Consider the following 11,258-nt stretch of genomic DNA (forward strand, 5'->3'; position numbering starts at 1 on the left):
CCGCCGGGCGCGGGTCAGGCCGGGCCGTCGACCGGTGCCGGGTCGACCGCCGGTGCGGGTTCCTCGACGGTACGGACCGGGCCGGCGAACCACTTGCGGGCCGAGGCGTACCACCAGACGGCGACCACCAGCAGCACCCCGCCCACAGCCAACGGCGCGTAGTTCACCGCCGACCAGGTGAAGTCGTCGTTGCCGGGCACGCCGGCCGGCACGATCGGCAGTACGAAGTACACGGCGATGACCGCGATCTCGATGACCGCGATCCAGCCGAGCAGCTTGTACTTCCGTCCCAGCGTCCACGGGCCGGGCACGAACCGGTCGCCGAGGCGCAGCCGCAGCGCGATCGGGATGAGGAAGGACAGGTAGAGCCCGAGCACCGCGACGGAGACCACCGCGTAGAACGCGATCGGGATGCCGGTCGAGCTCTCGTAGAGCGCCGGCAGGGTCAGCACCAGACCGGCCACCGTGGCGCCGATGATGGCGTTGACCGGGGTGCCGTTGCGATCGACAGTCGACCAGAGCCGCCATCCGGGCACCGCCCGGTCCCGACTGAACGCGTACGCCATGCGGCTCATCGAGGTCACGCAGCTCATGCCGCAGAAGAACTGTCCGATCGTCGAGATGATGATGACGATCTTGAAGAAGACCGGGGTCAGGGCGGATTCGAAGATGGCGCCGGAGAAGCCGCCGGCGGCGTTGACAGCCTCGACGTCGGTGGCCGCGAACAGGAACGCCAGCAGCAGGATCCAGCCACCGACAGCCGAATAGAAGATCGACTGCCAGAGCCCGCGCGCGGCGGCCTGCGACGCGCCCCGGGTCTCCTCGGAGACGTGCGCGCAGGCGTCGAAGCCGGTGATCGTGTACTGGGTCAGCAGGAAGCCCAGCGGCAGCACGTAGAACCAGAACGTCAGCCCGCTGGTGTCCCCGTCGCCGAAGCCCGAGTTGTTGAACCGCTCGGTGAACACGAACTGGAAGCTCTGGTGATCGTCCGGAACGAACACCAGGATGGCCACCACGGCCGCCGCGCCGGCCACGTGCCACCAGACCGAGACGTTCTGGAGTACGTCGATGATCCGGTGCCCGAAGATGTTGATGAGGCCGTGCAGCGCCAGAATGATCACGAAGAGGACGAACGCCTGCCGCAGCGTCCCGGCCCAGCCGTCGAAGAGCGCCGACAGGGTGAGGTTGAGGAAGGTCGCGCAGCCGTAGTCGACCGAGGCGGTGACCGCGACCAGGCCGATGAGGTTCAACCAGCCGGTGAACCAGCCGTGCACCGGGCGGCCCATGGTCGCCGCCCACCAGTAGATCCCGCCAGCCGTCGGGTAGGCCGACACCAACTCGGCCATGCAGAACCCGATGATCAGGATGAACAGTGAGATCAGCGGCCAGCCCCAGGAGATGGCGACCGGCCCGCCGTTGTTCCACGCCTGGCCGAAGGTGGTGAAGCAGCCGGCCAGGATCGAGATGATGGAGAACGAGATGGCGAAGTTGGAGAAGCCACTCCACTTGCGGCGCAACTCCTGCTTGTAGCCGAGTTCGGCGAGTCGTCGGGCGTCGTCGTCGATCGGTTGCTCTGCGGTCGGCACGGGCGTCGTGGCCACTGCACACCTCCCTGAGGTGGTTCCGCGAACGAGTGCGCAAAGTGTCGTCCCGCCGATCAAGACAGGTCAATACGATGCCGGTGGGAATCTCACCGCCGAACCGGCTAATTGCGTTGCCGCACGTCCGGGCCGCCCGCATGCTTGACCTCGTGACCAGGCCCGATCGCGACGGGCCACGACCGGGCGCTCGGACCGCCCAGCACCGCGGCGGCGCGGGGCACGCCTCTCTCTCCGTACGGCAACCGCCGTACCCACACATGCCCCGCGCCGCCCGCTCCGCCCCGCGGTGACGGGCGGGTCAGGTCAGGAGGAGGCCGGCTACCCAGAGGGCGCCGATGGTCAGGCCGGCCAGGAATTCCACAAGCATGGACAGGCCGGCCGCCTTGAGCGCCTGCACGGTGGACGGCCAGGCGAGCCGGTTGCTGCCGAGGCGCAGCCGCTCCGCTGCCCACACTCCCGCGACGAAGCCCAGCAGCAGACCGATCACGGGGATCACGAAGAACCCCACCAGGCCGAGCACGCCCCCGGCCAGCAGAGACGACGTCGGCACGCCGGTGCGCTTGAGGTTCCTGCCCGGCCACAGGTACTTCACGACGATGCCCCCGACCGCGACAACTGTCGCGACGGCGAACACCGCCCAGCCACCCGGGCCGGCGCCGCCGAAGATCGCCCAGACCAGCACCCCACCCCAGCACAGCGGCAACGCCGGCAGGCCGGGCACCACCACACCAGCCAGCCCGGCGAGGATGGCCAACGCGGCCACCACGGTGACCACCGTCTGCGAGTCGTTCAGGCTCACGCCGTCGCCTTCCGTCGCCACCGTCGGGACCGCCCCGACCCACCGCTCACACCGCCGCCCGCCGCAGCCGGGCGGTGATCTCCTCGGCCGGCGCCGGTGCGCCGAAGTACCGCCCCTGCCCGGTGTCGCAGCGCAGCGCCCGCAGCCGCTCGGCCTGCACCGGCGTCTCCACCGCCTCGGCGGTGACCCACAGCTCCAGCGCGTGCGCCAACCGGACCAGCGCGTCGACGATCCGCTCGTCGCGGTGGTCCGCCACCACGTCCGTCCCGTCGGCGCGGATGCCCTCGACGAACGGGCCGGCCAGCTTCAGGCAGTGGATCGGCAGCCGCCGCAGGTACGCCAGGTTGGAGTATCCGGTGCCGAAGTCGTCGACCGCCAGCCGGACGCCCAGCGCCGCGAGTCGGTGCAGGCTGCGCAGCGGCTCGCCGGCGCTGCCCATCACGGCGCTCTCGGTCAACTCCAGCTGCAACAACTCCGCCGGCAGGCCGCTGGTGGCCAGCGCGTCCGCCACCGTCGCGACGATCGCCGGGTCGTCGGCCTGCCGGGCGGCCAGGTTGACGCTGACCACCAGCCGGGCCTCGGGGAACTCCCGCCGCCAGCGTTCGGCGTCGTGGCAGGCCCGCCGCAGCACCCACTCGCCGAGCTGGACGATCAGGCCGGTCTCCTCGGCGAGGCCGATGAAGCGGTCCGGGCCGATCAGCCCCAGCTCCGGGTGCTCCCAGCGGACCAACGCCTCCACCGCGAGCATCGTGCCCTCCAGCAGCGACACGATCGGCTGGTAGTGCAGCACGAACTCGCCCCGGTCCAGCGCGGCCGGCAGCCCGGCGACCAGCGCCGACCGGGCGAGGTCGCGGGCGCTGCGCTCCGGGTCGTACACCGCCCACCGGCCGCGGCCGGCCGCCTTGGCCCAGTAGAGCGTCGTGTCGGCGGCCTTCATCAGCTCCGAGGCGGTTGTCTCCGCGGCCGGGCAGTCCACGATGCCCACGCTGGCGGAGACCGCCAACTGCTGGTCGCCGAGGTGCACCGGGGCGGCGACGGCGGCCAGCGCGGCCTCCGCCACGGCCACCGCGTCGTCGACGTCGTCGCCGCCGTCGACCAGGATGACGAACTCGTCGCCGCCCATCCGGGCGACCAGGTGGCCGTGGTCCGCCACGCACTCGGCGAGCCGCCGGCCGATCGCCACCAACAGCCGGTCGCCGAGGTCGTGGCCGAGGCTGTCGTTGATCGCCTTGAAGCCGTCCAGGTCGAGGAAACACACCCCGACCCGTTGAGCGGGCCCGGCGGTGTCGAAGACCCGGCCCAGCGTCTCGAAGAACAGGGTCCGGTTGGGCAGCCCGGTCAACGGGTCGTGCAGCGCCTGGAAACGCAGCCGCTGCTGGAGTTCGTACCGCTCGGTGATGTCCTCGATCATGGCGACGGTGAACCGGGGTCGCCCGTCGTCGTACCGGATCAGCGACACCGCCAGGTCCGTCCAGACGATGCTGCCGTCCTTGCGGTGGTAGCGCTTCTCCACCCGGACCGAGTCCTGCTTGCCCTCGATCAGCTCCTGGTACAGCTCCCACATGCCGGCGGCGTCGTCGGCGTGGAACAGCTCCGCCACGTTCATCTCGCACAACTCTTCGATCGAGTAGCCGAGCATGTCGGCGAACGCCGTGTTGACGTCGATGATCTGGCCGTCCACCCCGGCGATGCCGATCCCGATCGCCGCGCCGGTGAAGACCGCCCGGAACCGCGCCTCACTGTCGCGCAACGCCTGCTCGACCTCGTCGCGGGCCTGCCAGGCCGAGCGGGCGATGCGCTCCTGCTGGGTGAAGGTCCGGTCGCGCAGCGCGCGGGCGAAGCCGGCGGCCAACCCGCCCTGCACCGCGGCGATGCGCTCGCCCAGGTCGGGCGGCCGGTCGCCGGTCGCCAGGACCCGGTCGGGGAAGCCCTCGCCGAGCGCGCGCAGCGACCACTCCAACGCCCGGGGCTCGGTCAGATGCGCCTCCACCAGCGCCCGCCCGACCTCCTCGGCGGGACGCGCGCTGAACGGCTCGGCCCGCACCACCTGGGCCAGCCGGACGGTGTGCAGCAGCAACAGCCGCTCAGTCTCGGCCGCGCTGAGCGGCACAAAGCCGATGCGGCGTACGGCGCGGGCCCAGTCGGCGGCGAAGCCCTGGGCGCCGCCCCGGCCGACGTCGACCCCGGTGGGGTCCGGGACGGCGGCCACTGCGTTCAGCCGGCGGGCTGGTCGTACCGGGCCACGCCCCCGAAGGCGCCGAACCGCTCGGGGTGCTCGTCCACGTCGGCCGGCGAGTCGGGACGCCACAGTGGCATGTGCACCACGCCCGGTTCGAGCACCGTCCAGTCGCCGAAGAAGCCGGTGACCTGCGCGCGGGAGCGCAGGGTGATCTCGGTGGCCGTCCGGGCGGAGAGGCGCTGGGCGTCCAGCATCTCCTGCGGCTGGTCCTCGAAGGTGGAGTGCGAGATGACCAGGAAGCTGCCGGGCGCGGCGGCGGCCCGCAGGGTGGACAGGATCTCCTCGGGACCGTCGGCGTCCGGGATGAAGTGCACCACCCCGGCCAGCAGGATGCCCATCGGTCGACTGAAGTCGATCAGCCCGAGCCGCCGGGTCTCGGCGAGGATCCGCTCCGGCTCGCGCAGGTCGGCGTGGATCACCCCGGTCAGGTCGTTGCCGGCGAGCAGTTCACGGCTGTGCGCGACGGCCACCGGATCGATATCGACGTAGACCACCCGGGCCTTCGGGTTGGCCGCCTGGGCCACCTCGTGCACGTTGCCCACGGTCGGGATGCCGGAGCCGATGTCGAGGAACTGGTCGATGCCGGCGTCGAGCAGCGCCCGGACGGCGCGGCGCAGGAACTCCCGACCGGAGCGCATGGTGGCGGCGAGATTCGGGGTCATGCTGGCGATCTGCTCGGCCAGCTGCCGGTCGACCTCGAAGTTGTGCGCCCCGCCCAGGAAGTAGTCGTACACCCGGGCCGCGCTCGGCCTGGTCAGGTCAATCTCGGTCGGCAGTGCGTCCGGCATCGGTGTGCTCCCCAGTTCGTCGCCGCGGCGCGAGGCGGCACCGGCGTCGACGAGCGCGCGCGACCGCCGGCCGACCCCGCGGGTCGTGTGGTGTGGACCACTCTAGGCCGCCGACTCCCACGTACGGGAGATCCCTTCACGTAACTTTCCGCGCTCAGGCGGCCGACTCCAGCAGCAGCGAGATGCCCTGCCCGACGCCGATGCACATGGTGGCGAGGGCCCGGCGGCCGCCGCGACGGCGCAGCTCCAGGGCGGCGGTCAGCGCCAGCCGCGCGCCGCTGGCGCCCAGCGGATGCCCGAGCGCGATCGCGCCACCGTTCGGGTTGACGTGCTCGGCGTCGACGGGCAACCCCAGCTCGCGCAGCACCGCCACGGACTGCGCGGCGAACGCCTCGTTCAGCTCGACGACGTCCACCGCGCCCAGCTCCACGCCCACCCGGTCGAGCAGCTTGCGGGTGGCCGGCACCGGGCCGATTCCCATGATCCGCGGCGGTACGCCGGCCGTCGCCGCGCCGCCGATGCGGGCCAGCGGGGTGAGGCCGTACCGTCGCACCGCCGCCTCACTGGCCACCAGCAGCGCGACCGCGCCGTCGTTGACGCCCGAGGAGTTGCCGGCGGTCACCGTGCCGCCGTCGCGGAACGGGGTGGGCAGGGCGGCCAGCTTCTCCAGCGACGTCTCCCGGGGGTGCTCGTCGACCTCGACCAGTCGGGTCTCGCGGCGACCGGCGGGCACGGACACCGGCACGATCTCCTCGGCGAACCGGCCGTCGGCCTGCGCCTTGGCGGCGCGCTGCTGCGAGCGGTACGCGAACGCGTCCTGCTCGGCCCGGTCGACGCTGTACTCGGCGGCCACGTTCTCCGCCGTCTCCGGCATCGAGTCGACTCCCCAGCCGTCCCGCATCAACGGGTTGACCAGCCGCCAGCCCAGGGTCGTGTCGTACATCTCGGCCGAGCGGGAGTACGCCGAGGTCGCCTTCGGCACGACGAACGGCGCCCGGCTCATGCTCTCCACCCCGCCGGCGACCACCAGGTCCGTCTCGCCGGCCACGATGGACCGCGCGGCGATGGCGAGGGCGTCCAGGCCGGAGCCGCAGAGCCGGTTGACCGTGCTGCCCGGCACCTCCTCGGGCAGGCCGGCGAGCAGCGCCGCCATCCGGGCCACGTTGCGGTTGTCCTCGCCGGCCTGGTTGGCGCAGCCGAGAACGACGTCGTCGACGCGGGCCCAGTCCACCGACGGGTGCCGGGCGACCAGCTCGCGGATCACGTGTGCGGCCAGGTCGTCGGGGCGGACGCCGGCCAGCGCGCCGGCGTACCGGCCGATGGGGGTACGGACACCGGCCACCAGGTATGCCACGGTCATCGCGAGTCCTTCGGGGGTGGGAAGGGCGGGGGTGCGGGCGTCCACCGGGTGGCGGGGGACTCCCCAGCCGCCAGGATATCCACGCGCACAGCGGATAGGTTGGCGGCATGGCCCGGGCCCAGTTCAGCGCAGAGACCAGCCGTGGTGGCGCATTCGTCCGCCAGCCCAACCGGTTCACCGGTCGGGTCACCGCCGACTCGACCTCCCCGCCGGGTGGCGGCCCCGACGAGCAGGACCGCTGGCCGCTGGAGGCCGGCCGGTACCGGCTGATCTGGTGCCGCGCCTGCCCGTGGGCGCACCGGGCGAGGATCGTGCGCGGCCTGCTCGGGCTGGACGACGCGATCTCGCTGGGCACCGTCGACCCGATCCGGGACGAACGCGGCTGGGCGTTCGCCCTCGACCCGGACGGCTTCGACCCCGTCCTCGGTGTCAGCTTCCTCTCCGAGGCGTACCTGGCCACCGACGCGGACTACACCGGCCGGGTGACCGTGCCGGCGCTTGTCGACACGCTTACCGGCCGGGTGGTCACCAACGACTACCCGCAGCTCACCCTCGACTTCTCCACCGAGTGGCAGCCGCTGCACGCGCCCGGCGCACCCGACCTGTACCCGGTCGCGCTGCGCCCGGAGATGGACGCGCTGATGGCCGAGATCCACCACGACGTCAACAACGGCGTCTACCGGTGCGGGTTCGCCACCTCCCAGGAGGCGTACGACGAGGCGTTCCGGGCGCTCTTCGCCCGGCTGGACGCGCTGTCCGAACGCCTGGCCGGGCAGCGCTACCTGATGGGCGACACGATCACCGAGGCCGACGTGCGGCTGTTCACCACGCTGGTGCGCTTCGACGCCGCGTACCACGGGCACTTCAAGTGCAACCGCAGCAAGCTGACCGAGATGCCGGTGCTCTGGGCGTACGCCCGGGACCTGTTCCAGACCCCGGGCTTCGGCGAGACGGTGGACTTCGACCACATCAAGCGGCACTACTACGGGACCCATCGGGAGATCAACCCGACAGGCATCGTGCCCCTGGGCCCCGACGAGTCCGGTTGGACGACGCCGCACGGGCGTGACTGAGTCGGGGCGGGCCGGCACCGCGACGGCACCCGCCGCCCGCGGGGACGTCGCCCGCCGGGTCGCCGGGTCCGCCGCCACCGGCTGCGCGGTGGCCGGCGCGGTCGCGGTGACGGTAGCGGTCGTCGCCGGTCCCGGTCCCGGTCTGACCGGGTACGTGAGCGAGGCGGGCATCGCCGGCAGCGCGCACGCCGTGACGTACCGGATCGGGGTTCTCGCCCTGGCCGGCGCGTTGCTGCTGATCGCCGGGGCGCTGCCTCCCGGGGTCCGGGTGGCGCCGGCGCTGCTCGCCACCGGCGCGGTGCTCACCGCGGTGTCCGGGGCGGTGACCTGCTCCGCCGGCTGCCCACTGCCGCCGTTCGAGCGGACCACGGTGGCCGATCTGGTGCACGGGGGCGCGAGCATCGCGGCGACGGCTGCGGTGGTCCTCGCCATGGTCGCGCTCGCCGTGTCCGGGCCGGCCGGGGCGATGGTCCGCCGGTTGGCGGCCGGCACTGCCGTGCTCGCCCTGCCGTTGTGCGCGACGATCGGGTTGGCCATGCTCGTGGTCGGCCGGGGCACCCTGGTCGGCGTGGTGGAGCGACTGGTTCTCGGGCTCGCGGTGCTGTGGGGCGCGGCCACCGGCACGGCCCTGGCCCTGACCCGCCGCGAACGGGGCTTGTAAGGAGCGTCACGGACATCGTGCCTTGCAGACCGCGCCGATCGGCGTATCGTCGGCGAGCGATGACCAATGTCTGGGGCCTCACCGTTCGCCTGTATGTCGATCTCCGACTGCAGGCCAGCGGCATCTGTCCGGCGTAGCCGCCCTCCACGCGCCTACCCCGACCAGATCAGACAATTGGACACCTCATGCCCTTCGGCCTGCGCAAGATTCCCTTCTCCGTGCAGATCCTCCTCGGCCTCGTGCTCGGCGTCGCCCTCGGCTTCCTGGCCCGCAGCAACGACCTGAGCTGGCTGACCAGCACCCTGCACACCGTCGGCAGCCTCTTCATCCAGCTCCTCAAGCTGGCCGTGCCGCCCCTGGTCTTCACCGCCATCGTGGTCAGCGTGGTCAGCCTGCGCGGCGTGGCCAACGCCGCCCGGCTCGCGCTCAAGACCCTGATGTGGTTCGGCATCACCGCGCTGATCGCGGTGAGCATCGGCATCGGCCTCGGCCTGCTCGTCAACCCGGGCCGCGGCGTGAGCCTCGACGTGGGTGGCGCGACCCCGCCCAAGAACACCGGCTCCTGGACCGACTTCCTCACCGGCATCGTGCCCACCAACCCGGTCGGCGCGTTCGTCGAGGGCAACGTCCTCCAGATCGTCTTCCTCGCCCTCGTCGTCGGTGCCGCTGCCCTACTGGTCGGCGACGCCGCCGAGCCCTTCGTGGCGCTGAACCGCTCGCTGCTGGAAATCGTGCAGAAGGCCCTGTGGTGGGTCATCCGACTCGCCCCGATCGGCACCCTCGGCCTGATCGGCAACGCCGTCGCCTCGTACGGCTGGGACCTGCTGGCGCCCCTCGCGAAGTTCACCACCGCCGTCTACGTCGGCTGCGCCATCGTGCTGTTCGTGGTCTACCCGCTGGTGCTGATCCTCGCCGGCCGGCTCAACCCGCTGCGCTTCTTCGCAGGCGCGTGGCCCGCCATCGAGCTGGCCTTCGTGTCCCGCTCCTCGGTGGGCACCATGCCGGTGACCCAGCGCTCCGTCGAGCGGCTCGGCGTCCCCCGCGAGTACGCCTCGTTCGCGGTGCCGTTCGGCGCCACCACGAAGATGGACGGCTGCGCCGCGATCTACCCGGCCCTCGCCGCGATCTTCGTGGCGCAGGTGTTCGGCGTGCAGCTCGGCGTCACCGACTACCTGCTCATCGCGTTCGTCTCGGTGGTCGGCTCGGCGGCCACCGCCGGCCTGACCGGGGCGATCGTCATGCTCACCCTCACCCTGAGCACGCTCGGTCTGCCGCTGGCCGGCGCCGGCCTGCTGCTCGCCATCGACCCGATCCTGGACATGATCCGCACCGCCACCAACGTGGCCGGGCAGGCGCTCGTGCCGACAGTTGTCGCCGCCCGTGAGGGCACCCTCGACCGGGCCACGTACGAGTCCGCCGGTCGACGCGACCTGACCGAGCCGGAGCCGGTCGCGGAGACCCGGCCCGAGCTCAGCCCCGTCCCTGCCTGACCCGTTCACCGCACGACGACGGGCCCCCTCTCCCGGGGGCCCGTCGCCGTTTCGGAGAGGATGACCACATGAGCTCCCTGTTCACTCCCCTGGCCCTGCGCGGCGTCACCCTGCCCAACCGGATCGCCGTGGCGCCGATGTGCCAGTACTCGGCCGGACCGGACGGCCTGCCCACCGACTGGCACCTCATCCACCTGGGCAGCCGCGCGGTCGGCGGGGCCGGGCTGGTGCTGACCGAGGCGACCGCCGTACTCCCCGAGGGTCGGATCTCTCCGCAGGACACCGGGCTGTGGTCCGACGCGCACGTGGACGCCTGGCGGCCGGTGACCGCGTTCGTCGCCGCCCACGGCGCGGTGCCGGCCGTCCAGCTCGCGCACGCCGGTTTCAAGGCCTCCACCTACCGGCCGTGGGCGCCGGAGCGCGGCGGGGTGCCGGACGCCGAGGGCGGATGGACGCCCGTCGCCCCCGGGTCCGAGCCGTTCACTCCCGGCTACCGGACGCCGACCGCCCTCGACGCGGCGGGCATCGCCAACCTGATTGACGCGTTCGCCGCCGGGGCCGAGCGGGCGCTCGCCGCCGGTTTCGCCGCCGTGGAGATCCACGCCGCGCACGGTTACCTGCTCAACGAGTTCCTGTCGCCGCTGACCAACCACCGCACCGACTCCTACGGCGGCGATCGGGCCGCCCGGATGCGGCTCACCCTGGAGGTCGCCCGCGCGGTGCGCGCCGCGGTCGGCGAGAGCGTGCCGGTGCTGACCCGGATCTCCGCCACCGATTGGGTCGAGGGCGGCTGGACCGTCGAGGACAGCGTGGTGCTCGCCGGTGAGCTGGCCGGCGTCGGCGTCGACCTGGTCGACACCTCCTCCGGCGGCGTCAGCACCGACCAGCGCATCCCGCTCGGCCCCGGCTACCAGGTGCCGCTGGCCGCCCAGATCCGCCGCGAGGCGGGCGTGCCGACCGGCGCGGTAGGCCTGATCGTCGAGCCGGAGCACGCCGAGCAGATCGTCGCCAACGGCGAGGCCGACCTGGTGCTGCTCGGCCGGGAACTGCTGCGCGACCCGTACTGGCCGCGCCGCGCCGCCGCGAAGCTCGGCGTCGCGTACAGCGGGCCCGCCCAGTACGCCCGCGCCTGGTGATTCCCGCCGGTCGGGCGGGGGGGGGGGGGGGCGCCGCCCCCCCCCCCCCCCCCCCCCCCGCCGCCCCCCCCCCCCCCCCCCCACCCCCCCCCCCCGCGCGCCCCCGCCCCC

The 11,258-nt window shown here is 72.8% G+C and carries 9 protein-coding genes; 4 read left to right on the plus strand and 5 right to left on the minus strand.

Going from position 1 to position 11,258, the window contains the following annotated elements:
- Nucleotides 1-14: 14 nt before the first annotated feature.
- From ACLQ27_RS27145 to pcaF, 5 genes are all read right to left on the minus strand, one after another.
- Nucleotides 15-1,601 carry an amino acid permease gene (locus ACLQ27_RS27145; RefSeq protein WP_425869305.1) on the minus strand — a complete coding sequence of 529 codons (1,587 nt, stop codon included), beginning with the start codon at nucleotides 1,599-1,601 and terminating at the stop codon, nucleotides 15-17.
- 298 nt (nucleotides 1,602-1,899) lie between these two features.
- Nucleotides 1,900-2,400 carry a DUF456 domain-containing protein gene (locus ACLQ27_RS27150; RefSeq protein ID WP_234584264.1) on the minus strand — a complete coding sequence of 167 codons (501 nt, stop codon included), beginning with the start codon at nucleotides 2,398-2,400 and terminating at the stop codon, nucleotides 1,900-1,902.
- 46 nt (nucleotides 2,401-2,446) lie between these two features.
- Complete coding sequence (locus tag ACLQ27_RS27155) at nucleotides 2,447-4,609, minus strand: putative bifunctional diguanylate cyclase/phosphodiesterase (RefSeq protein ID WP_425869307.1); 2,163 nt, start codon at nucleotides 4,607-4,609, stop codon at nucleotides 2,447-2,449.
- A 5-nt stretch (nucleotides 4,610-4,614) separates the two neighbouring features.
- On the minus strand, nucleotides 4,615-5,427 hold the full coding sequence (locus ACLQ27_RS27160) for an SAM-dependent methyltransferase (RefSeq protein ID WP_357497979.1): 813 nt from the start codon (nucleotides 5,425-5,427) through the stop codon (nucleotides 4,615-4,617).
- Between the two features lie 154 nt (nucleotides 5,428-5,581).
- Nucleotides 5,582-6,787, minus strand: coding sequence for a 3-oxoadipyl-CoA thiolase (pcaF, locus tag ACLQ27_RS27165; protein WP_425869309.1), 1,206 nt, complete (start codon nucleotides 6,785-6,787; stop codon nucleotides 5,582-5,584).
- 107 nt (nucleotides 6,788-6,894) lie between these two features.
- Between pcaF and ACLQ27_RS27170 the strand changes: the two genes are divergently transcribed.
- The 4 genes from ACLQ27_RS27170 to ACLQ27_RS27185 all read left to right on the plus strand — a co-directional run bounded on the left by ACLQ27_RS27170 (nucleotide 6,895) and on the right by ACLQ27_RS27185 (nucleotide 11,147).
- Nucleotides 6,895-7,860 carry a glutathione S-transferase family protein gene (locus ACLQ27_RS27170; protein ID WP_357497983.1) on the plus strand — a complete coding sequence of 322 codons (966 nt, stop codon included), beginning with the start codon at nucleotides 6,895-6,897 and terminating at the stop codon, nucleotides 7,858-7,860.
- Nucleotides 7,853-8,521, plus strand: a complete 669-nt coding sequence (locus tag ACLQ27_RS27175; RefSeq protein WP_425869311.1) for a DUF998 domain-containing protein — start codon at nucleotides 7,853-7,855, stop codon at nucleotides 8,519-8,521. Before ACLQ27_RS27170 ends, ACLQ27_RS27175 begins: the two co-directional genes overlap by 8 nt.
- 197 nt (nucleotides 8,522-8,718) lie before the next feature.
- Nucleotides 8,719-10,011 carry a dicarboxylate/amino acid:cation symporter gene (locus ACLQ27_RS27180; RefSeq protein ID WP_425869354.1) on the plus strand — a complete coding sequence of 431 codons (1,293 nt, stop codon included), beginning with the start codon at nucleotides 8,719-8,721 and terminating at the stop codon, nucleotides 10,009-10,011.
- A gap of 68 nt (nucleotides 10,012-10,079) precedes the next feature.
- Nucleotides 10,080-11,147 carry an NADH:flavin oxidoreductase/NADH oxidase gene (locus ACLQ27_RS27185; protein ID WP_425869313.1) on the plus strand — a complete coding sequence of 356 codons (1,068 nt, stop codon included), beginning with the start codon at nucleotides 10,080-10,082 and terminating at the stop codon, nucleotides 11,145-11,147.
- Nucleotides 11,148-11,258 lie beyond the last annotated feature (111 nt).

It is taken from the genome of Micromonospora sp. DT63 (genome assembly GCF_049841615.1).
Taxonomy (GTDB): domain Bacteria; phylum Actinomycetota; class Actinomycetes; order Mycobacteriales; family Micromonosporaceae; genus Micromonospora.